Origin of the sequence: Rhodococcus sp. SB1D, assembly GCF_048573875.1 — a bacterium.
GTDB classification, from domain to species: domain Bacteria; phylum Actinomycetota; class Actinomycetes; order Mycobacteriales; family Mycobacteriaceae; genus Rhodococcus_F; species Rhodococcus_F qingshengii.
The window spans coordinates 114507-141319 of record NZ_JBMAIQ010000010.1; the positions used below are offsets into that span (position 1 = coordinate 114507).

Sequence of the window (26813 nt, forward strand, 5' to 3'; positions counted from 1 at the left end):
TCATGCCCGTTCGGAGTATCCGGAAAACATCGAGAGCACCCGGGCGAGCACCGGTCCGATGACCGCCATGGCCGGAGGTTCGATCATCTCGTTGTGTTCGCAGCGCACGGGCACCTCCACGATCCGGCCCGTCACGAGTGGGCTCCATTCCTGCGGCGACCTGTCGCGCGGAATCGTGTCGTCTTCTCCGGATGCCAGGAAGATCAGCAGATCTCCTTCGTAGACCTGGGGAACGAACTGGTGCGTGATTCTCTGCGAAGTCTCGTACCCTCGGGCAATCCGTTCGAGGTCCCGACCGTCGACTCCCGTCTCGGGCCCGAGCCTCCGGGCCAACACGGCCGCCGCCTCGTCGAAGGTCAGATCTCGGTCGGTCTCGATCTCGAGGCCGAGTCCTCGCAGTAGATCTCGGACGTCGAGTTCGGCTGACGCAGGGGCATTGCCGTTGTCGGGGTAGCTGTCCATCATCGCCAGTGTGGCGACGTCGCGGCCGGACGATTGCAGTTCGACGGCCATGGCGTGCGCGATGACTCCGCCAAGGGACCACCCGAGTAAGTCGTACGGCCCGTCCGGCGAAACGGCCTCCACCTCTTCGACGTAGCGATGGGCTAACTGTTCGATCGACTGATAGTCACCGTCGTCGCTGAGAGCGGGGAGCTGAAGTCCGTACACGGGTCTGTCCTCGGGCAGATACCGCACCAAGCCGGCATACCCCCAGGACAGGCCGATACCGGGGTGCACACAGAACAGCGGTCGCCCAGTCCCTTTCGTCCGCAGTGGAACAACCACGGCGAGAAGCTCTTCCATACCGGCGTCGGCTGTCGGCATGTCGAGGCGTCGAGCGATTCCAGCGGGTGTCGGGTCGAGGAACATCCACTGAAGCGGGATTCTCCGTCGGAAACGAGAGTGCAGTGCGCTGACGATTCGGGTGGCCACCAGGGAGGACCCGCCCAGGTCGAAGAAGCTGTCGGTAGTGCTCACCCGGTCGACACCCAGAACCTCGACGAACGAGTCGACCACGGCGCGCTCGGTGTCGGTGACCGGCTCGCGGAACTCGGCTGCAGCCGAACCGAATTCGGGTTCCGGTAAGGCCTTTCGGTCGAGCTTGCCCACCGGTGTCATCGGAATCCGATCGAGAAGCACCACTGCCGACGGAACCATGTGCGAGGGTAGTCGGTCGGCTGCGTACGCCCGTATCTCGTCGGTGCCGGTGGCGTCGGCAGCTGACGCACGCACGTACGACACCAGGACCGTTTCACCCGACGGTCCCGTGTGGCCGACAGTCGCGGCGAAGTCCACCGACGGATGGCGTGAGAGAACTGCATCGATTTCCCCGAGTTCGATCCGAAAACCACGGACCTTGACCTGGAAGTCGCTGCGCCCGATGTATTCGAGCGTGTGATGCGCTCCATCGCCGGAGCCAACGATTTTGGCACTGTCACCGCCGGATTCACGCCAACGCACGACATCTCCGGTGCGGTACATCCGGCGCCCCGGCGATCCGTACAAGCAAGCGACAAATCGTTCCGACGTGAGCGACGCCCGATTATGGTACCCACGTGCCATACCTGGGCCGATGATGTACAACTCCCCCGGCACGCCCACCGGGACGGGCTGCAAACGCTCGTCCAGCACCAGGAAGCCGAAACCCACTGCCGGCGAGCCGATGTTCACTCCCGCACCGGGTTTCATCGAATCGCTGACACTCGCCTGCACGGTGGTTTCAGTCGGGCCGTAGCCGTTGTGCAGCCTCCGACCCGGCGCCCATTGCGCGACGACCTCCGGCGGGCAGGCCTCGCCCACCAGATCGAGAACACGGAGCGCCTCGAAACCGTTGTCACCCAACGCCGCCAGCGCGGTCGGTGTAATGGTGGCATGAGTGACCTGCTCGCGCCGGAAAACATCGGCCAATTCGGCGCCACCGTACACAGCAGGCGGAACGATCACGACTTGCGCCGAGGCGCTGAATGCCATCGTCAACTCGAAGATGGAAGCGTCGAAACTCGGCGATGCCAACTGAGAGACATGAGAGTCGTGAGTGACCTCGAACCTCTCACGAGTTTCGGCCGTGAAGCTCGCCAAACCTCGATGAGTAATGTTCACTCCCTTGGGTTTCCCGGTAGATCCCGAGGTGTAGATCAGGTAGGCCGGATGATCGAGGTTCAGTTCACCGGTTCGATCGTCATCGGTGATCGGTTCCGGCGACAGCGCGGCTACCCGCCGGGCGAAGTGTGGGTCGTCGAGTTCCAGCCAGGGAACAACGTCGGGTAGGTGAGTTCGGCTGGTCTGAACAGTCAAACCGAGCGAGGCTCGGCAATCGGCGAGCATGTATTCGACGCGCTCGCGCGGATAGGCCGGATCGACAGGCACAAAAGCCGCTCCGGCTTTGGTCACCGACCAGATCGCCACCACCGATTCGATCGAGCGAGGCATTCCCAGTGCCACGAAGGTCTCCGGGCCCACACCGCGACCGCACAACTCCCGGGCAACACGATTCGACCACTCGTCCAGGTCGCGATAACTGAGCTGCCGGTTCTCGAGCGACAGGGCCACCGAGTCAGGATCGATCGCCACGGCGTCCGCCAACAACTCAGGCCACAATTTCGGAGGTACTTCGGGGAGCCCATGCGCCGGCGTCAACTCGCGACGTTCGAGATCGCCGAGTAGGTCGATGTCACCGATCGGTACCTGCGGATTCCGGGTCACGGCCTCGAGCACACGAACGAACATGTCGGCAAAACCGCCGACCGTACCGGGGTCGAAGAGATCAGTGGCAAAGTCGACGGCTCCGCTCATCCCTCCCGGTTCACCGCGATCGTCGTACTCCTCGGCCAGAAGGAATTCCAGGTCTACCTTCACTACCTCGAGTTCAGGGTCGATCCCGCGGACTTCCAGTCCCGGTAGCTTCAGAATCGGTCGTTTGTTGTTCTGGAATTCCAGCGACACCGAGGAAATCGGTGCATAAGCGCTCGACCGTTTCGGCCCGACCGCGTCCACTACCCGCTCGAAGGGCACGTCGGAATAAGCGAACGCGGCGAGGTCGACTTCGCGGCAATGCTCAACCAACTCGCGGAACGATCGAGCCGGATCCACCTGTGTGCGCAGTGCGAGCGTGCCGACGAACATGCCGACCAGATCATCGAGGGCACGATCTCCCCGGCCGGCGATCGGCGTGCCGATCACGATGTCGTCGGTGCTGCCCAAACGTGCCAGCAAGAGCGCGAGCGCTGCATGCACAGTCATGAATGCAGTGGACTCGTGCTGCCGCGACACGTTCAGAATACGGCGGTGAAGATCACTGCTGATCGAGAAGTGAATCCGCGAGCCGTGAAAACTCTGTTGCGTCGGCCGGTCTCGATCGAGCGGAAGTTCCAAGAGGTCGGGAGCACCTGACAATGCACGTCGCCAGTAAGCCAACTGCTCACTGATCACCGACCCGGGGTCGTCGACTGAGCCCAGAATCTCCCGTTGCCAGAGCGCAAAGTCGGCGTACTGGACTGGAAGCGGCGTCCACTGGGGATCCCCGCCGTACGCGTGGGCCTCGTATGCAATCATCACGTCTCGGGTCAACGGAGACATCGAGAAGCCGTCAGCCGAGATGTGGTGCACCACTACGGCAAGCACGTGTTCGCGCTCATCGATGGTGAACAACGCTGCCCGCAGGGGAATTCGTGCGGCGACGTCGAAACCGGCCGAGACCATCCGGGCAAGCTCGTCACGGAGATGATGTTCGTCGGTCACCGATGTCTCGGTCAGTTGCGGCAGCTCGGCGCTCTCGGTGGGCAGGATGTGCTGGACCGGTCCGTCACCGTGGACCGGGAACATCGTTCGCAGCGATTCGTGGCGGGCGATGACATCGGACATCGCTGATCTCAAGGCCGGTTTGTCGAGTTCACCGCTCAACCGCACCACGAGCGGAATGTTGTATGCAGGAGAACTGGTGTCGAGTTGATTGACGAACCACATCCGCTGCTGAGCAAACGACAAGGGGATGTTGTCGGGTCGGGGGCGCGGTCCCAGTCGCTCCGCCCCTTCGGCAACCGACTGGCCGATCACCGTAGCCAACTCGGCCACCGTCGGCGTCTCGAACAGATCCCGCACGCCTACGGTAGCTCCGAGCACCGCCCGTAGCCTCGCCGCGACCGAAGTGGCGCTCAGAGAATTTCCACCGAGCTCGAAGAAACTGATGTCGGTACCGACTCGTTCGAGGCCGAGCACCTCGCCGAACACGTCCGACACTGCCTGTTCGACCGGGCCGACCGGGGGACGGAAATCCCCTGTGGTCGTCTCGATTTCGGGTCTTGGCAACGCCGAACGGTCGACTTTTCCGACAGCGGTCAACGGAATGTTCTCCAGCACCGTGAGAACGGCAGGCACCATGTGCGAAGGCAAGCGCCGGGCCACGGCGCGACTCAGGATCCTGGTGTCCAGTCGACCCGCCGTGGGCACGACGTACGACACGAGTCGGGTGTCTCCGGTGGGGGCGGAATCGGCAACCGTAACGGCAAAACCGACGTTGGGCTCCGACATGAGCACACTGTCGATCTCACCGAGTTCGACACGGAAGCCTCGAACCTTGACCTGGAAGTCGCTTCGCCCGACGTACTCGACACACATGTCCGCCGTCCATCGCACGATGTCGCCGGTGCGGTACATCCGCGTTCCAGGGTCAGCCGGGTTGGCAACAAAGCGTTCTGCCGTCAACCCCGCCCTTCGGTGATATCCCCGTGCCACGCCTGGTCCGGCCAGGTACAGCTCGCCGGGGACCCCGACGGGAACCGCTTGAAGTCGAGTGTCGAGCACCAGTTCGCTGACGCCCCTGACGGGTCCACCGATGGTGATTGGTTCTCCGGCGGTCATCGGCGGGCTGACGTTGGACATGATCGTTGCTTCGGTCGGTCCGTACGCGTTGTACAGGCGGCGGCCAGGTGCCCAGCGAGCGACGAGGTCGGGCGGGCACGCCTCGCCCCCGAATACGACTTCCGAAAGTTGTTCCAGCCCAGCCGGGTCCACCGATGCCAATGCCGCTGTGGTGACGAACGCGTGCGTGACGGCGTGCTCTGCCAGAAGTTGCGCCAGGTCCTCGCCCCCGTAGATCCCGGGTGGAGCGACAACCATCGTCGCCCCGGCTCCGAAAGCCTGCAGATATTCGAAGAGCGACCCGTCGAAACTCGGAGTGGAGAAGTGCAGCGTGCGTGATTGTGGAGTTGCGCCGTAGCGTTCGAGCTGGTCTCGGGCGAAGTTGTCGAGCCCTCGCTGCGTGACCACGACGCCCTTGGGCACGCCGGTCGACCCCGAGGTGTAGACCACGTAGGCAGCTGAATCCAACCCGATCGGACGGAGTCGGTCGTTGTCGGTCAACGGGCTCCCCGAGAATCCCTCGCACTTCTTCGTAAAATGCGGATCGTCGATAATCAGCCACTCCGCGATATCGGGCAATCGATCTCGGCCCGCGGTGGTGGTCAATCCGAAGCTGACCTTCGAATCGATCAGCATGTGATTGATCCGCTCGTCCGGATAGTCGGGATCGATCGGCACGAACGCAGCGCCTGTCTTGGCGACGGCAAGTATCGACACCACGGACGCGAGAGAACGTGGGACACCGACCGCTACATAGTCCTCGGTTCCCAGGCCGTGCGAGACGAGCATGCGAGCAATGCGATTGGAGAGGATGTCCAGCTCGCCGTAGGTCATGCTGCCGTCCGCCGATTCCACGGCCGGTGCGTTCGGATCACGCTGGGCTGCCTCGTCGAAGATCTCCGGGAAGACGCGCGACGACCCGCCGGCCGTGCCACGGACTGGCACCAATTCAGCATGTTCGGAGGCTGCGAGCACCGACACCACAGCCAAGGGGCGATCCGGCTGGGTACACGCTTCGAGTACGCGCCGCAGTCGTCCGGCGATCTCTTCGATGTCGGCGGCACCGAAAACCTCGGGTATGTACTCGAATTTCAGGCGGAGCCTGGTGTCGAACGATGCTACGAGGCTGAGCGGGTAGTGGGCAGCGTCCTTGGCTTCGACATCGGTGATCCGGACCCCCGCAATATCGGTATCGGACGAAAGCCCCTGACGGTCAACGGGATACGATTCGAAGACAGTCAACGTGTCGAATACGATCTCCGGCCCCGCGCCTACGTGGATCTCGGAAAGCCCGAGACAGTGGTGATCCGACAGCTCTGCTTGCTCGGCCTGGATCCGCGCGAGGAGTGTGCCGATACTTTCACTCGGGCGCAGCGTGATTCGGACCGGAATTGTGTTGATGAACAGCCCGACCATGGTTTCGATCCCGGTCAGCTCGGGAGGTCGACCCGACACCGTCGCTCCGAACACCACATCGTCTCTCCCGGTCAGTGCAGCAAGGACGATCCCCCACGATGCCTGAACAATCGTGTTGATCGTCAGCCCGAGTTCACGCGCCATCCCGCGAAGTGAGGTTGTGAATTCCTCGTCCAGATCGAACACCCACTCGGCCGCCATGGTGGAGAGTCGACGCGATCGAACCGCTGGAGCCAACAGCGTCGGTCCTTCGACTCCGCTCAGCGTCCTCGCCCACACAGCTCGGGAAGCTTGCTGATCGCGGCGGCTCATCCAGGTCAGATAGTCGCGATACGCGCGCGCGTGAGGCAAGGCCGCCACTTGACCGTCGGCGGCATAGAGCGTCGCCAATTCCCGGATCAGCAGGGGCATGGACCAGCCGTCCAGAAGGATGTGATGATTGGTGAGCACGAGCGTGAACTTTTCGGGGGCGAGAGCGATCAGGGTGAATCGGATCAACGGCGCCCGTGCCATGTCGAACGGGCGCGCTCGGTCCTCGGCCAGCGCTCGATCAATTTCCTGATCTGGTGCACCAGTGAGGTCGATTTCCTGCCACGGCGCTGCCACGTTGCTTCGGACCACCTGGACGGCACGGCCGTCGGCGCTGTGAAGGAAGGCGGTACGCAGGTTCTCATGCCGGCCGAGCAGCGCGTCGGCGGCGCGGCGCAGGCGCTCCGAATCGACTGCGCCGGCTAGATCGAGAGCCACTTGTACGAGGTATGCGTCGACCGATCGTTCGGCCAATTCGGCGTGGAACAACAACCCCGCTTGCAGTGGAGAGAGTGGCCAGACATCGCTCAGGTCGGGACACCGACTTTCGAGGTCGTCGATCGCCTCCTGTCGAAGATCGACCAGATCGAAGTCCGAGGGTGTGAATCCGCCGCCGCCCGCCGCGAACTCTGCGAGTCCGGCCAGTGCGTCGAGCCACCACTGCCCCAGTTGCCGAACGTCGTCCGCACCCAGAATGTCCGGTGGGAACGTCCAGCCGGCAACGAGCTGCGGACCGTCCTCGGTATCGCTGTCGACCGTCATCACGTTGACCTCGAGGACGCTGGCGAGTGGGAGATCGACGGCCGCAACCGTCCGCAGGTCCTCGTCACGGATCGGTACCCATCCCGCTGAAGCGTCGGCGTCGGATCCACCGACGCGTCCGAGGTAGTTGAAGCTGATCTGAGGCACCGGAAGTTGCGAAAGAGTGTGTGCCGTTTCGCGGTTCAGATAGCGCAGCAACCCGAAGCCGATGCCGCGGTCCGGCACCGCCCGGAGTTGTTCCTTGACAGTCTTGGCAGCGACGCCGGCAGCCGGGCCGCCGGCGAAGGCGTCACCCGGATCCACTCCGCTCAGATCGATCCGCACCGGGAAGATCGTCGTGAACCATCCCACCGTGCGAGCAAGATCTGCCCCGGGAACCACCTGTTCCTCGCGTCCGTGCCCCTCTAGACTGATCAATGTCTCCGGATTGTCGATGCCGCGGTCCATGCGCCAGCGGACCATCGCAAGTGCCAAAGCCGTCAACAATCCGTCCTCGACGCTCCCGTGAATCGCCTGCGGAACTGTCGTCGACACGGCCTCGGTCAATCCCGTGGGAACTCGTACTTCGATGTCAATGGTGGCCGAGGCGGTGTCCCTCTTCGTCAGGGCGCGCACACCCAGAGTCGGATCCGGGCCCTCGAGCACCTCTCGCCAATAGTCGATTTCAGCGACCCGATCCGGCTCGCGCGCGGCGTCGACGAGGCCATGTGCCCATCGACGCATCGAGGTTCCGACCGGAGCAAGTGACGGGTCGACGCCTGACTGCACCTGCGCACAGGCAAGTGCAAGATCGGGGATCAGGATTCGCCAGGAAACGCCGTCCGTCACGAGGTGGTGCGCCACGATTAGCAACTGTTTCCGGCTCTGCCGGTCCTTTTGAATCTGTCCGTCGGTGTCGAGCAGGACTGCCTGCACCATCACACCTGCCTCCGGGTCGAGCCGCCCCAGAGCTGCGTCGAGTTCTGTCGAGACCGTCTCCGCGGCAGAACCCCCGAGGCTCCCGTGGCGTACGACGGTCTCCGCCCGCACCGTACCTACAGGCGCAACGTCCATCCGCCGAGCGGATTCAGGATGATGCGTCGCCCGGATGCCTGCGCGGAGGATGTCGTGGTGGTCCAGCACAGCCTGCATGGCCAGTGTCAGCGTGACCTCGTCGAGCGTGGCAGGAACCGAGAGCAGAACAGATTGGGAGTACCGGCGAAAATCTCCACCACGGTCAAGCATCCATTCGACGATCGGCGTCAATTCGATCTCACCGACGCCGCCGCCAGGTAATTCGTCGACGACGACACGGTTGCCAGCCGTTCCGGCCGTCTCGGACAGCGCCGCAACAGTTTTGCGTTCGAACACCTCGCGCGGTGTGATCAGAACTCCGGCAGACCTGGCGCGCGTCACCAACTGGATGGACATGATCGAGTCACCGCCGAGAGTGAAGAACGAATCGTCGACCCCCACCTCCTCGAGTCCCAGAACTTCGGCGAACAGACTCGCAAGGATGTTTTCCGTCGCGGACGCGGGGCCACGACTTACGGTTGCCTGTCGCCCGAAGTCAGGTTCAGGCAATGCATTCCGGTCGAGCTTTCCGTTCACCGTCAGCGGCAAACCCTCGAGAACCGTCACGACAGCGGGGACCATGTGGGGCGCCAACCTCTGTGAGACATACTCGAGCAACGCCGCCGGAGAGATAGTGGCACCGGACTCCGGCACCACGTAGCCCACCAACCGGTCTCTGCGGGCTACCACCGCCGACTGAGACACGCCCACTCCGGAGAGCAGTGCAGCCTCCACCTCGCCGAGTTCGATTCGGTACCCCTTCACCTGCACCTGCAGATCGTTTCGTCCGAGGTACTCCAGCTGCCCGCTGTCATCCAAGCGCCCCAGGTCACCGGACCGATACATACGCGCACCACTGACCGCGAGGTCGGGAATGAACCGCGCGGACGTCAGACCGAACCGGCCGAGGTATCCGCGTGAAACCTGATCACCGGAGACATACAGTTCACCCACCACACCGGGCGGCACCGGGTGCAACCGCTGATCCAACACATACACACGCAATCCGGGTAACGCCCGACCAATCACCGAGGCCGATCGTTGACGCACCAGCACACGATCGAGCGGTAAATGGCTGACGTGCACAGTGGTCTCCGTGATGCCGTACATGTTGACCAGATCTGGTGACGAAGTCCCGCGACGGGCGTACCAGCGCGTCAACTGTCCGAAGTCGAGCGCTTCTCCGCCGAAGATCACGTAGCGCAATGACAGGGCCGCACCCCCGGTAAGCCGGTCGGCTTCCGCCAATTGATAGAAGGCGGTGGGAGTTTGATTGAGCACCGTGACACGTTCGTGCCGTAGCAATTCGAGGAATGCCTCTGGTGAACGGGCCGTGAAGTAGTCGACCAGTACCAGTCGGCCACCGTGTGCGAGTGCGCCCCACATTTCCCAGACCGAGAAGTCGAATGCCTCCGAATGGAACATCGTCCACACATCGCCGCTGCCGAAGCCGAAGAGCGCTCTGGTGTTTGCCAGCAACGTCACTACGCTGCGGTGAGAAACCTGCACCCCCTTCGGGCGCCCGGTGGACCCCGAGGTGTAGATCACGTAGGCCACCGATTCGGGTCGGAGCGGTAGCAGCCGATCTCGGTCGGTCACCGCAAGCGGAGAAAACCTGTGCAGTGCATCGAGAATCACCGGGTCGTCTACCGCAATCACTGGAATCTCGCTGTCTGCGATTGCGTCACTGTCTCGTATGTAGTCGCCGTCGGCCCGGGTGGTCAACACACACTTCGGCCGGGCGTCACGCAGCACGAAGTCCACCCGGTTTACCGGAGAAGTCGAGTCCACCGGTACGTATCCGCCACCCGCCTTCACCGCCGCCAGCAATGCCACCATCAGGTCGATCGAGCGGGCCATCGCGACTGCCACCAAGGTTTCCGGCCCCACCCCCTGCGCCACCAACAGTCGAGCAAGGCGGTTTGCTCGCTCGTCGAGTTCGCGGTACGTAACCGACAATCCGCCGCAGCGCACCGCCACGGCAGCACCGGACGTCCGCGCCGTGCGATCGAAGAGATCCGACAACGAATCCTCGTCTGTTCCGGCGCCAGAGGGCGTGGGCGCAACCAGCACCCCGCTGAGTTCGCCGGCCAGAATCATGTCGATATCACCGACGACCACCGACTGGTTCTCGGTCACGGCGCCGATCACTCTTTCGAAGCGCGCCGCGATGCGCGCCACCGACATTCGATCGAAAATATCTGTTGCATAACGGAAACCGGCGCTGATACCAGCGGGCTCACCGTGCTCGTCGACGTGCTCCATCACACTCAGTTGCAGATCGAATTTCGCAACCGCGAGATCGACGTCGAGCGAGCGAACCGTCAGTTCCGGCAAGTCGAAGCGCAGTCCCGTATCGGTCTGGAATTCGAGGAGTACCTGAAACAGAGGTGAATGCTCGGTGGAACGGTCGGGCGAGAGGTAATCCACCAACCTCTCGAAGGGGATGTCTGCATGGTCCAGAGCACCGAGATCCGTTGACCGCACCGCGGCCAACACCTCGGCAAAGGTTGCTCCGGATGAGACAGGTGTGCGAAGGACGAGCGTGTTGACGAACATCCCGACCACATCGTCGAACACCGATGCACCGCGACCTGCGACCGGAGTCCCGATCACTACGTCGTCCGCTGTAGTGAGCCGTGCCAGCAATACCGCCAGAGCCGCATGCATCACCATGAACAGAGACGAACCGTTCTGGTGTGCGAGTTCGTTCAAAGCTCGATGGATCTCGGGCGAGAAGTCCATCGAAACCACCGCGCCCTCGGCAGACCGTTTCGAGGTTCGTGGTCTATCGAGAGGGAGCGGCAAGACGTCCGGAATACCCGACAGCTTCGCTGTCCAATAATCGAATTCGGCCGAGGGCGAAGTTTCCGGACCAACGTCTGCGTCGACGATCTCACGCTGCCAGAGGGTGTAGTCGGCGTACTGAACCGGCAGCGGCGCCCAGTCCGGGCTCCGACCTTGCGTGCGCGCGGTATATGCACTCATCAGGTCGCGTGCCAGTGGTGCCATCGAGAAGCCGTCTGCGGCGATGTGGTGAACAACGATCGCGAGTACATGCTGCTCCGGTCCGGTTCGGAGTAACCTCACGTGCAGCGGGAACCCTTCGGACACATCGAATCCGATGTCGAAGAACGCGTGCAAGTCCGTGAAAAGCCACTCGCCGGGAATCGGCACGGGGTGGATTCGAGGAGCAGCGACCGCGGGTTCGGCGATCACCTGGTAGGGCCCGTCTGCGGACGCAGGAAAGATCGTTCGAAGAGATTCGTGCCGTTCCACCACATCACCCAGCGCGGCTTGGAGCGCACCCGAATCCAGGAACCCGTCCAGTTGTAGTGCGACGGGGATGTTGTAGAGCGGAGACGACGTGTCGAACTGGTTGACGAACCACATCCGCGATTGCGCGAACGACAGCGGAATACGTTCTGGCCGTGCCCTACTCGTGAGGGGCACACGAGTAGCTTCCTCGGGTCCAGGCTCGCCCGGCGCGGAGTCGATTGGATCTATCGAGGCCGCCAGGTCCGCGACCACGGGGGCGTCGAACAGTGCATTGACCCCCATATTGGTGTGCAATGCGGCGTTGATGCGGGCGATGACTCGAGTGGCGCTGAGGGAATCCCCGCCGAGTTCGAAGAAACTGTCGTCGGCACCCACCTGGTCGAGACCGAGAACGTCGGCAACAGCACGGGCGATTCCGATTTCGGCAGGAGTGGCAGGAATCCGATATGCAGCGCTCGCAAAATCGGTGTCCGGGAGGGCTTTACGGTCCAACTTCCCATGCACCGTCACCGGAAACTCCCCCAACACCACCACCACCGACGGCACCATGAACCCCGGAAGAGACCTCCGCACCCCCTCCAACACCACCACCTCATTGACCACCACCCCCACCTCACCCACCACAAACCCCACCAAAAAATCCCCACCCACACCCGACCGCAACACCACCACCGCACCAGCCACCCCCACCTGAGCAGCCAACACCGCCTCCACCTCACCCAACTCCACCCGCTGCCCCCGCACCTTCACCTGAAAATCCGTGCGCCCCACAAACTCCAACACCCCACCACACCCCCACCGCACCACATCACCCGTCCGATACACCCGAGCACCCACCACCCCCGACACCGGATCCGCCACAAACCGACCCACCGTCAAATCCACACGACCCTCATACCCCCGAGCCACCTGCACCCCACCCACATACAACTCCCCCACCACACCCACCGGAACCGGCCGCAACCGCGAATCCAACACCAACACACGCGTATTCCACACCGGCCGACCAATCGGAACACCCACCCCCACAACACCCTCCACCACATGAAACGTCACATCCACCGACGCCTCCGTCGGCCCGTACAAATTCACCAACTCCGCACCACACACCCCCGCAAACCGCCCCGCCAACACCGACGACAACCCCTCACCCGACACAAACACCCGACGCAAACCCGAACACCCCACCCCCAACTCCCCCACGCTCAACTCCCCCACGAACACCTCCAACATCGACGGCACAAAATGCACCACCGACACCCCCCACCGCTCGATCACACCCACCAAATACACCGGATCACGATGCCCACCCGGATCCGCCACCACCAACCCCGCACCCACCATCAACGGCCAAAACAACTCCCACACCGACACATCGAACGACACCGGCGTCTTCTGCAACACCACATCCCCCACACCCAACGGAAACTCCCCCTGCATCCACAACAACCGATTCACCACCCCCGCATGCGACACCACCACCCCCTTCGGACGACCCGTCGACCCCGACGTGAACATCACATACACCGCATGCTCAGGCAACAACACCCCCAACCGATCCCCCACCCCCACCGGACCACCCGAAAACCCCGAAACATCAACACAACCCACATCAACAAACCCCACCCCCACCGGCAAACACCCACCATCACCAACCCGCGACAACACCACCACCGGATCCACCACACCCACCACAAACCCCACCCGCTCCACCGGCGCACCCACATCCACCGGAACAAACACCCCACCAGCCCGCACCACCGCAAACACCGCCACCAACAACTCCACCGACCGCGACAACGCCACACACACCCGCGACTCCGGACCCACCCCCAACGAAATCAACAACCGCGCAAAACGATTCACCCGAACATCGAACTCACCCCACGACAACACCACCCCACCACACACCAACCCCCCACCACCCACACCAGCAAACCGCCCATCCAACACATCCACCAACGTCAAACCCCCCACCACAACCCCCACACCATCCCAACCACCCACCACCAACCCACGCTCACCGGCGACAAACACGTCGACCTCACCGACCGGTGTATCCGCGTTCGCTGCGAAGGCGGCAAGAATCCGCGACATTCGCTGTGCAATGGTGTCGACCGCGGCGCGGTCAAATGCCGCCGGCTGGTACCGCAGGCTGACCTGCAGCGTCGGTTCCGCGACCGACAGCACGGTGAGCGGGTAATGCGTGGCGTCGCGGGCATTCACAGCGGTGACGCGCATACCGGCAATGTCGGTGTTCCCGCCCATCCCCGAGGTATCGATCGGATACGACTCGAAGACCGACAGTGTGTCGAACAAATTGCCTGTCCCTACGACAGATTGAATCGCGCCGAGTCCGACATAGTGATGATCGAGCAGAGCTGTCTGCTCGCTTTGCAGTCGAGCGAGCAGCTGCGTACACGTCTCGTCCGGATCCAGTTGCACTCGGACAGGCAACGTGTTGATCAGCAGCCCCATCATGTTTTCCACACCAGGCAACTCGGGTGAGCGGCCCGAAACCGTGACGCCGAAGACTACGTCGTCACGGGAAAGCATCCGAGACAGTAGGACACCCCACGCCGCCTGGATCACCGTGTTCATCGTGATCCCGCTCCGTTGGACCAGCGCACCGAGTCCGTCGCGCACCGAATCGGGTAGATCGACGGCAACCTCTTCGGGCACCAGCTGCTCCGCGATCGGCGTCGAAGGCGCCAACAACGTCGGCTCGTCGACGCCTTCCAAGGCGTCCTCCCACGCCGCGAGCGAGGTCTCCATATCGCGGTGCATCAACCATTCCAGATAGGTGCGGTACGACGGAGTCTCCGGAAGATCGGCCGGGGCCCTCTCGACCGGGAGACCGTCGTCGGCCGCGTATCGCATCAACAGTTCGCGAACCAGCAACGGTATCGACCAACCGTCGAGGACGATGTGATGGTTCGTCACCACCAACACGCACCTCGTCGGCGAGGTTCGCAGCAGCGTCAGCCGAAGCAGTGGCGGCGAAGCGAGGTCGAAGGGTGCACTGCGATCCTCGTCGAGGCGGCGCTCCAGATCTGCGTCGGTTGCCGATCCGCGATCACTCAGGTCGACCTCGGTCCAGGGAATCACTGCATCGTCGACAATCAACTGCACCGGTAGGCCGTTCACGTCGTAGAGAAACGCTGCACACAGATTCGGGTGGTTTGCGAGTAGTCCGGCAGCAGCGCCGCGCAAACGCTCGGAATCAACCGATCCTTCGAGCTCGACGCACAACTGCGCTGTGTAGACGTCCGTCGACGTGGCCGCCAGTGAGGCATGGAACATCAGCCCGGCCTGAAGGGGCGACACCGACCAGACATCGTGCAATCCGGGGAAGTCGTTCTCCCAGCGTTCGATCTGTTGTTGGTCGACCGAGACGAGGGGAATGTCCGACGGCGTCAGACCGCCCGCATCAGGTCGCGACGCGTGCGCGGTGAGTCCGTCGAGCGCACGACGCCACAGTTCCGCGAACTCCGCGATGTCAGACCTGTCGAGCACTCCGCGGGGAAAGGTGAAAGATGCTGTCAGGCACGGCCCGTCGACGTGGTCCTCAACCGCGGCGTTGATGTCGATCACGGACGCCACAGGCATGGACGGGTTCTGGGTTCCGCCAAGCCTTCGATTGCCCTCCACCGGCAGCCAGTCCTGTGTTCCGTCAGAGGAGCTGATCCGGCCCAGATAGTTGAAACTGATCTGAGGAGAACGGAATCGGCCGAGTGGGTCGCTCTCGCCCGACAGGTACCGCAACATCCCGAATCCGATTCCATGATCGGGGATCGCACGCACGTACTCTTTGACAGCTTTGAGAGCCCGCCCGGCGTCGGCGCCACCTGCCAGTGCGTCGTCGACGTCGATTGCGCCAAGTTCCACGCGCACCGGGTAGAGCGTGGTGAACCAACCAACGGTGCGAGCGAGGTCTGCACCAGGAACCACCCCTTCCTCGCGGCCGTGTCCTTCGAGCGTGATCAGGGCGGCAGCGGTATCCATACCGCGGCGTCGTCGCCACCCGATCGAGGCCAACGCAACAGCGGTGACGAGTCCGTCGTTCACGCCGGCGTGGAATGCCGCAGGAACCGTGGTGAGAAGGTTCCTGGTCGCCGAAGGCGAGATGTCCACTGTAACGGTGTCGACCGTGTCGTCGACGTCGATCGTGGGATCGAGTGGGCGCGAACCGATCAACGGGTCATCGCCGTCCAGGATCGTTCTCCACATGTCCAGTTCGACGCTCCGGTCGCCCACGTGCTCGACAAGCCCATGCGCCCATCGCCGGAACGACGTTCCGATCTGTGGCAGTTCGGGCGTGACACCGGCCTGGAGTTGTGCTGTCACCGACGCCAGGTCGGTGACCAGAATGCGCCACGAGACGCCGTCGACAACCAGGTGATGAATCACCACAAGTAGTCGGCCCCGCCCGGTCGACACGTCAGGTTTGTCGGCCAGGTCGAACCAGATCACGCGCACCATGTCAGCCACGGCGGGATCCAAGCTGTCGGCCACGGCCTCGAGTTCTCCCGACGCCAAGGCCCTGAAACCTTCGTCGTCCACCGAATCGACAGCTACGCGGTGGATCAGTCCTTCGGCCGAGATCGAGCCGGGTGGTAAGACTTCCATGACCCGGTCACTCTCAACCAAGCGCGCTCGAAGCATTCCGTGGCGGTCCAGCAACACCTGGAGACCACGGACAAGGAGGTCCTGGGTGAGATCAGCGGGAGCTGTCAGCAAGAGCGCCTGGGAGAACCGTTTCACTCCGCCGCCACGCAGCCCGCCACTGCTGCGGTCGAGCATCCACTGCGCCACCGGGCTCAGTGGAACAGTTCCGACAGCGGATCCCGGTAGCTCCGCGAGTACATCAGGCCTGTCCTGCTCAAGGTGCGCCGACTCGGCAAGCGCGGCGACGGATTTGTGGTCGAAAACATCTCGGGGTGAGATGATCACACCCGCATCGCGAGCGCGGGCCACCAATTGGATGGACATGATGCTGTCGCCACCGAGCTCGAAGAACGAATCATGCACTCCTACCGCGTCGAGACCGAGAACCTGCGCGAACAGAGCGGCAAGAAGATTCTCGGTTTCCGTTCGCGGTGGCCGGTCGGGTGTGGCGGCGGACGAGAAATCGGGTGTGGGAAGCGCTGCGCGGTCGAGTTTTCCGTGAACCGTCAGCGGAACGGCGTCGAGCACCACCACCGCCGCCGGCACCATGTACGACGGCAGGCGCTTGCCTGCATGGGCGAGGACGTCTCGCGGATCGACACTCGCTCCGCGATCGGGAACCACGTAGCCGATCAACCGATCCCTGCCGTCGCCGTTCCAGACGGCCGTCACCGCCTGGGCCACGCGCGGGTGCGTCTGCAGTGCCACCTCGACTTCCCCGAGTTCGATGCGGAACCCACGGACTTTGACTTGGGCATCGGTGCGCCCGAGATACTCCAGCCGTCGGTCGGGCGTCCACCGCACGCGATCGCCCGTGCGATAGATCCGCGTTCCCGGCGCACCGAAGGGATCTGCGACAAACTGCGTGGCGGTCAACGGGTATCGCCGGTGATAGCCGCGAGCGAGAGCCGGCCCGGCGAGATACAACTCCCCCGCGACACCTACCGGTACCGCTCGCAGACGCGAGTCCAGCACTACCTCGCTGAATCCGCGAGTAGGTGTGCCGATAGTGACCGGGTCGTTCGGGGCCAGTGCCGCACTGATGCTCGACACGACAGTTGCCTCGGTAGGACCGTAGGCGTTGAACATCTTTCTGCCCGGCGCCCAGCGGGCCACCAATTCCGGCGGGCAGGCCTCCCCACCTGTCACGACACAACCGACAGTGGTGAGTCCGTCTGGGGCGACGGACGTTAAGGCCGCCGGAGTCACAAAACAATGGGTGACGCGCTCGCGCTCCATTAGCTCCGCCAGTTCCGACCCGCCGTAGACGGTCGGTGGCACGATCACCATCGTGGCTCCAGCACCAACGGCCATCACGAGCTCGAGAACCGACGCGTCGAAACTCGGCGAAGCGAAGTGCAGAGTTCTGGATCGGGTCGTGGCGGCGAAGGTCTCACGCTCCTGGAGCGCGAAGTCGCTCAACCCGCGATGTGTCACCGTCACGCCCTTGGGTGTTCCTGTCGACCCCGACGTGTAGATCAGATAGACCGGATTGTCGATGCGAATCGGTGCCTTCCGATCCGCGTCGGTGACTTTCGATGGCGAGTACGCCCGCAGCCGTTCCTCGAAACCGGCATCGTCGAGGACCAGCCACGGCACGAGGCCGGACAATGCCGCGTTGTGAGCTCGAGACGTTATCCCCCACCCTGCACCGGAGTCGCCCAGCATGTGCTCGATACGAGCAGCAGGATGTCCCGGGTCCACGGGAAGGAATGCCGCACCTGTCTTGGCAATGGACCACACCGCCAGAACGGACTCGATGGAGCGTGGGAGACACAACGCCACCACCGATTCGGGACCCACTCCGGATTCGATCAGCATGCGGGCCAAGCGGTTCGACCGCACGTCGAGTTCGAGATAGGTCACTTCACGTTCCTCGAACACCAGCGCGACGGCGCCGGGATCCTGGGCGGTCGCCATATCTGTTGCTGCAGTCAGCAAATCCGGAAGGGTCTGAACAGCGGCGGAAATCTCACCTCGCACGGGTACCAGTTCGGCTGACTCATAGGCGTCGAGGATCTCGATATCTCCGATCCGTGATTGCGGATCCGTGATAACGCACTCGAGAATCCGTTGCAGGCGGTCGGCGAAGCCCGCTACCGTTTCCTCGTCGAAAATATCTGTGGCATATCCGAACTCGGCGCGAAGACCGTCCGATTCGTCGGCTGCGCCGGCGTTCTCCGTCACCGTCAACTGAAGATCGAAGTTGATGGTGTCGATCTCGACGCCCACGTCGGTCACCTGCAGGTCGGGGAGTTCGAGTGCAGGCCGTTCGATGTCTTGGAACTCCAACATGACTTGAAACAGGGGCGAGTACGCCGTCGAACGTGAAGGATTCACGATCTCGACGACTCTTTCGAACGGCACGTCCGCATGAATGAAGGCGCTCAGATCTAGGTTTCGGACCTGGTCGAGGAAGTCTCCGAAAGTCGCGCCGCGGTCCACTGCAGTGCGCAAGACCAACGTGTTGACGAACATGCCCACCAGGTCGTCGAGTTCGCGCTCCCCACGGCCGGCGATGGGAGTTCCGACGGCTACGTCGTCCTCATCACTGAGCCTCGCCAGCAGCACTGCCAAGGCTGCGTGCACAACCATGAAGACCGTGGCGTTGTGTTTGCGCGACAGGGCAACCACACCGGCATGCACCTTCGGACCGAACTCGAACCTGATCCGTCCGCGTCGAAGCGAACGCACATCACCGCGCGGTCGATCGGTCGGAATGTCGAGAACCTCCGTTGCGCCCGCAAGATTCTCGGCCCAATAGTCGAGCTGTTTCGAGATCAGAGATCGAGAGTCCGATTCCGAGCCCAACCAACCACGTTGCCACAACGCGTAGTCGGCATACTGGATCCCGAGCGGCGCCCACTGCGGTGCCTTACCGTTCACACGGGAGGAGTATGCGCTCGTGAGATCTCGGGCCAGCGGTACCGTCGAGAATCCGTCAGCGGCGATGTGGTGAATCACGATCACCAGGACGTGCGAGTGGACCTGGTCGTCTCGCCGCAACAAGGCGGCGCGCATCGGGACCTGCTGCGTGACGTCGAAACCATCCGAAGCGATCTGCCGGCTACGCTCGCGCAGCTCTTCCTCTCCCTGCACAAGTATCGGTGCAAGATCCGATACCACCTGTGAGGTAGACATGATCACTTGACGCGGGCCGTCATCGGTGAGAGGAAAAACGGTGCGCAAGGACTCGTGCCGCTCGACGACGTCGACAAATGCAGTCTGAAGCGCACTCACGTTCACTGCACCTTCGAGCCTCAACGCGCACGCGACGTTGTAGGCGGCGGACTCGGGGGCGAACTGATTCGCAAACCACATTCGCTCCTGCGCCGGTGAAAGTGGGATATCTGTTGTCATACCCCGCGGCGTCAACGCCGGCTTGGCCCCCTCTCCTCCGCGACACTGCGCCAATTCGGCCAGCGCTGCAACGGTAGAAGCATCGAAGACGTCACGAATATTGATCCGTTCGCCGAGAACAGAATTCACTCGCGCAACCAACCTGGCCGCACTGAGAGAGTTCCCACCCAGGGCAAAAAAGTCGTCGTTCACGCCCACCGTCGACGTTCCCAGCAGATCATCGAAGATTGCGGCAACCGTCTCCTCGACCGGCGTTCGTGGCGCAACATACTGCAGCGCTTGAGGTTCGAAGTTGACGTCCGGGAGGGCTTTACGGTCCAACTTCCCATGCACCGTCACCGGAAACTCCCCCAACACCACCACCACCGACGGCACCATGAACCCCGGAAGAGACCTCCGCACCCCCTCCAACACCACCACCTCATCGACCACCACCCCCACCTCACCCACCACAAACCCCACCAAAAAATCCCCACCCACACCCGACCGCAACACCACCACCGCACCAGCCACCCCCACCTGAGCAGCCAACACCGCCTCCACCTCACCCAACTCCACCCGCTGCCCCCGCACCTTCACCTGAAAATCCGTGCGCCCCACAAACTCCAACACCCCACCACACCCCCACCGCACCACATCACCCGTCCGATACACCCGAGCACCCACCACCCCCGACACCGGATCCGCCACAAACCGACCCACCGTCAAATCCACACGACCCTCATACCCCCGAGCCACCTGCACCCCACCCACATACAACTCCCCCACCACACCCACCGGAACCGGCCGCAACCGCGAATCCAACACCAACACACGCGTATTCCACACCGGCCGACCAATCGGAACACCCACCCCCACAACACCCTCCACCACATGAAACGTCACATCCACCGACGCCTCCGTCGGCCCGTACAAATTCACCAACTCCGCACCACACACCCCCGCAAACCGCCCCGCCAACACCGACGACAACCCCTCACCCGACACAAACACCCGACGCAAACCCGAACACCCCACCCCCAACTCCCCCACGCTCAACTCCCCCACGAACACCTCCAACATCGACGGCACAAAATGCACCACCGACACCCCCCACCGCTCGATCACACCCACCAAATACACCGGATCACGATGCCCACCCGGATCCGCCACCACCAACCCCGCACCCACCATCAACGGCCAAAACAACTCCCACACCGACACATCGAACGACACCGGCGTCTTCTGCAACACCACATCCCCCACACCCAACGGAAACTCCCCCTGCATCCACAACAACCGATTCACCACCCCCGCATGCGACACCACCACCCCCTTCGGACGACCCGTCGACCCCGACGTGAACATCACATACACCGCATGCTCAGGCAACAACACCCCCAACCGATCCCCCACCCCCACCGGACCACCCGAAAACCCCGAAACATCAACACAACCCACATCAACAAACCCCACCCCCACCGGCAAACACGCACCATCACCAACCCGCGACAACACCACCACCGGATCCACCACCCCCACCACAAACCCCACCCGCTCCACCGGCGCACCCACATCCACCGGAACAAACACCCCACCAGCCCGCACCACCGCAAACACCGCCACCAACAACTCCACCGACCGCGACAACGCCACACACACCCGCGACTCCGGACCCACCCCCAACGAAATCAACAACCGCGCAAAACGATTCACCCGAACATCGAACTCACCCCACGACAACACCACCCCACCACACACCAACCCCCCACCACCCACACCAGCAAACCGCCCATCCAACACATCCACCAACGTCAAACCCCCCACCACAACCCCCACACCATCCCAACCACCCACCACCAACCCACGCTCGGGCGCGCCCAAAATTTCCGTATCCCCTACTGGCACTGTTGGATCCGACACGACCGACCGGAGGAGGCGGACGAAACGCTCGCCGAACTCGGCGACTGTGGTGCGCTCGAAGATATCGGAGGCATAGGTGAAGGCGGCATCGAAACCCATGGGGACGCCGTCTTTGCCACGCTGCTCGGAGAGCGACAGTTGCAAGTCGAATTTGGCGACACCGACGTCGACTGGAACAACATCGACACCCAGTCCGGGTAGTTCGAGGTGGGGATCTGCGGTGTTCTGGAATTCCAACAGAACCTGGAAGAGCGGTGAGCGAGATGACGAACGCTCCGGCGCAACTGCATCGACGACTCGCTCGAACGGCACCTCGGCTTGTCCGAACGCTGCCAGATCGACTTCGCGAGTTCGTGAAAGGATCTCCTCGAAAGTCGCGGCGGTGTCAACGGTGATTCGCAGGACGACCGTGTTGACGAACATCCCGACCAGATCGTCGAGGACTTGCTCGGCGCGCCCTCCTACCGGAGTCCCGATCGCTATGTCCGGCGAGACGCTCAGCCGTGCCAACAGAACCGCCAGCACTGCGTGCATCACCATGAACGGTGTCGTGTTGTGATTCCGAGCGAGTTCGAGGAGTTCACTGTGCACGTCTGCGGGCACCGAGAATCGGACCGATTCACCGCGCATGGATCGTTCCGCCGGTCTCGGTCGATCCAGCGGAAGGTCGATCACGTCAGGTAGACCGGCCAGGGTGGACGTCCAGTAGTCCAACTGCTTCGCCTCGAGCGTGTCCGGATCGTCGTCACTGCCGAGCAGTTCGATCTGCCATTGGCTGTAGTCGGCGTACTGCACAGGCAAAGGCGACCAGTCCGGTGCCCGTTTCGCAGCCCGCGCCGCGTAGGCGCGGGTCAGGTCGCGGGCCAGCGGCTCGAGGGATGCTCCGTCCGCCGAAATATGGTGAACCACCAGCGCAAGGACATGATCGTCCGGCGTGACCCGAAAAAGGGAGCCGCGCAGGGGCACGTTCGCGCTCACGTCGAACCCCTCGCGAGCGAGATCGGCGATGCGCCTGTCCAAGGCTTCCTCGTCCACGGATACTTCCCACGCAATCTTCGACGTCACGCGTTCCGAAGGCACTACTACCTGATGTGGGCCGTCGACCGACGCCGGGTAGACGGTACGGAGCGATTCATGCCGATCGACAACATCTCCCACCGCGCGCTGCATTGCAGCGACATCCAAGGCACCTGACAGTCGGACCACCATCGGAATGTTGTAGGCCGGGGACGACGTGTCGAACTGATTGACGAACCACAGGCGTCGTTGTGCCACAGACACCGGAATCTTGTCCCTGTACGAATGTGCCTGCAGGATTGGACGCTTCGAACGCGTGCGATCAACGCGGGATGACTTCGCATCCCGCACGTGGAGGGCCAGTGATTCGATCGTCGGTGCTTCGAACAAAGTCCGCACCCCGAAATCGATTGCTTCAGCGGCATTGACTAGTGCGATCACCTTTGTGGCGATCAGTGAGTTCCCACCCAGCTCGAAGAAGTCGTCACCCGCACCCACCGTCTCGACGCCTAGAACGTCGGCAAAAATCTCGGCCAGCAGTAGTTCTTCAGCGCCCTCGGGCGGTCGAAAGTTGTCCGACCGAGCATCGAACCGAGGTGCCGGTAAGGCAGCGCGATCGACCTTTCCCGCCGGAGTTACCGGCAACTCGTCGAGTAGAACAAATGCCGCTGGAACCATGTACGACGGCACACGGCTCGCGGCGTACTGCGTCAGCTCGGCCGTCGAGAGCGCACTTCCGCCGGCAGGCACGACATACGTGGTGATCATCGTTGTACCGGAGGGAGCCGCACGCGCCACGGTGACTGCATTCTCGACCTGCGGACACGACTGCACGACGCTGTCGATTTCCCCGAGCTCGATACGGAATCCGCGAACTTTCACCTGGAAGTCACTACGGCCGACGTACTCGAGTGCACGGCCACGGCGCCGCCGCACCAAATCCCCCGTTCGATACATCCGCCGGCCCGGGTGGCCGAAGGGGTCTGCCACGAATCGTTCTGCCGTCAACGCATACTTTCGGTGGTAGCCGCGTGCGAGCGCGTCTCCCGAGATGTACAGCTCGCCCACAACACCGTCGGGGACGAGGTGCAATCGCTGATCGAGCACGATCTCCTCGAAGCCGCGGAGCGGACCGCCCACTGTGATGTTCTCCGACGACACCATCGGCTCGCCGATGTTCGACATGACGGTGGTCTCGGTCGGCCCGTACGCATTGCACAGCCGTCGGCCGGGAGCCCACCGCTGCACAAGATCCGGCGGACAGGCCTCACCACCGACCACCACTTCGCCGAAGTCCGAAAGGCCCTCAGGCGAAACTGTTCCGAGCGCCGCAGTAGTGACAAAACCATGCGTGACACGCTGGGATTCGAGGAAGTGAGACAACTCGTCACCGCCGTAGATCGTGCTCGGCGCAATCACCATGGTCGCTCCGGCACCGAAAGCCAGCAGGTATTCGAAAATCGAGGCGTCGAAACTCGGGGTCGAGAAGTGCAATGTTCGCGCATCCTGGGTCGCACCGAACCGCGAACGCTGTTCGGCAGCAAGCGCTTCCAGTCCACGATGCGAGACCGTCACCCCCTTGGGGAGTCCGGTGGAACCCGAAGTGTAGATCACGTATGCAGGATTGTCGGGCCGGATCGGGTGCACCCGATCGACATCGGAGATGGAGCGCACTGACAACCGTGCAAGTCGGCCACGGAACTCAGCGTCGTCGATTGCTATCCAGGAAATCGAATCCGGCAAACGATGAAGTTCGGAAACGACCGTGAGCCCCAGTACGGCGCCGGAATCGGTCAGCATGAAGCGAACACGTTCACCCGGATAGGTCGGATCCACCGGCACGAATGCCGCGCCAGCTTTGGTCACCGCCAACATCGCGACAACCGATTCGATCGAACGCGTCATACCCAGCGCCACACTGTTTTCCGGACCGATGCCGCGGTCGATCAATTCTCGGGCCAACTTCGAGGAACGCTCGTCGAGTTCTCGATACGTCAACTCGGCATCGAGATACGACAGGGCCACGCCGTCGGGGTGTGTGCGCGCCGCACCGTCGAACAAATCGGCCAGGGTGCGGTGCGAAGCGCGAGGGTCACTGCGTACAGGCCGTATCGCGGATCGCTCGACGTCGGACAAGATGTCGATGTCGCCGACCATCATTGTCGGATCCGCTGTGACGGATTCCAGGACGCGCGCGAACCGCAAACCGAGGCCACGTACCGTCTCGGCGTCGAACAGGTCGGTGGCAAACGCGAGCCTTACCGAGATTCCGGACGGCGTACCCACCTCGTCGAAAGTCTCGACTGCAGACACTCCGAGATCGAAGCGGCCGATGTCGCGAGGGTGCTCGTCAGCGCCGGTGACGGACTCGAACGTCACCTGTACAACCGGCGCATAGGCGGGTACATCCTCCACGTGCAATGGCTGAACCAACTGCTCGAGCCGTATCTCGCTGTGCGCCCGCGCATTACTGTGGACCTCGACGACGCTGTACAGGAGCGCCGTGAAAGTCGTCACCAGATCGACGCGACTCCGGATGGCGACGATGTTCGCGTCGGATCCCGCGGGCGTACCGATCACAACATCCGAAGCACCGGACAACCGGCTCACCAGGAGAGCAAAGCTCGCATGTAAGACCGCACGAGTGTCCGTCCCGAGATCACTCGCCATCGCCGTGATCCGCGCGTGGGTGTCGGCGGCGATCAGGACCTCAACCTGTGCACTGTCCAGCGATTGCGTTGCAGGCCTGGGTCGATCGAAGGGAAGTTGCAAAAGTTCGGGCGCCCCGGCGAGCTCATGTCTCCAATACTCGAGGTGCCGGACTTCGCGTTGTCGTCGCTCGCCCTCCCGGGCCGTCGGGCCGTGAATGTCTGCGAGTTCGGCACCGGAATCAGACGCGATCAACTCTTCCAGCAAGCCGACAAAGTTCCGGTGGTGCTCGCGTAAACCCGCCTCCTCGTATCGGATCGGGTTTGCCCGGAAGTCGACACGCAGCCTGTCGCCGCTCGGATACACGTTGACCAGAAGGTCTTCCACCGGCCCGGAGGTGACGATGTGATACTCCCCAACCACCTCGCCCAACTGCACCTCCTGGCGAAACAGCATGACGTTGACCATGGGCCCGGCATATGAGTCTTCGCCTTCCAGACCGCTCGTCACGCCTGCGTCCCGACGGATGTCGTCGAGGCTGCAGCGCTGGTGCCGCAATGCACCCATGAGCTCATGTTGGACCTGGGCGAACAGTTCACCGACGGTGTCGACCGCTGCGACACGGATGAGCAGTGGCGTGACGTTCACCATCATGCCGCCCGAGTCCCGCAGCACCGCCGTAGTCCGTCCGGACATCGGAACATGAATCTGGACAGTCTCTTTCGCCGTCATCCGCGCGAGGTACAACGCGAGCGCAGCGATGACCGGTGCAGCGTGGTTCTCGGATTCGTAGAGAAGGGCACAACTTCGGTCCGACATCAGTGTGCTTTCGAGTCGGCTCTCGGTTTGCGCGGGCCCAGAAGCCTCCGCCAGGCTGGATCCGGCGAGGGTGGTATTGCGCTCAGCCCAGTACTCCCGGTCGGCGGCGAATCGATCCGACATTCTGTACCGCTCGTCGATGTCGTACAGCGTGCGCAGCGTCGCGGCACGACTCGGCTGCGAGTCCTTTCTCGCCGCCGAGGCCGAGTACCGATGCGCAATGCGGTTCATCATGGTCATGGCACCGAAACCGTCGAGCGCAACATGATGGATGCGGCTGTACCACAGATAGTGCGCGTCCCCGACGCGCAGCACAGCGGTCGCGACGATTCCGTCGACTGCCAGGTCGAGCTGCGTCCGGCAATCTCGGCGCATCCACCCGAGGGCATCCTCGATCGGATCGGGGGACCCACGGAGGTCGACAAGACGGACGGTGATCTCAGATGTCTCGTCCACGTACTGCATCGGTTGACCGTCGATCTCGATCACTTTGAGCAAAGGAGATTGAAACTCGTATGCCACCGCTCGCGTTTCGCGATCCAGCAGTTCGACGTCGAGTTCGCCGCGCAGCTCCACGTAGTGCGCTATCAGAATCGGGACTTCGGGATCGAATTGCTGAGCGAACCAGGTTGCCCGTTGGGCGGCCGAGAGCGGAAAGAGCGTCTCATCAGAAGGATCGGTCCGACTTACCTCGAAGGGTTTCACAGCGCCCCGCCCTGCAT

Annotated in this window: 1 protein-coding gene; it reads right to left on the minus strand. The window is 62.8% G+C overall.

The features are described from left to right. Positions 1–26796, minus strand: coding sequence for a non-ribosomal peptide synthase/polyketide synthase (locus tag ACN50D_RS21790; protein ID WP_419970238.1), 26796 nt, complete (start codon positions 26794–26796; stop codon positions 1–3). Positions 26797–26813 lie beyond the last annotated feature (17 nt).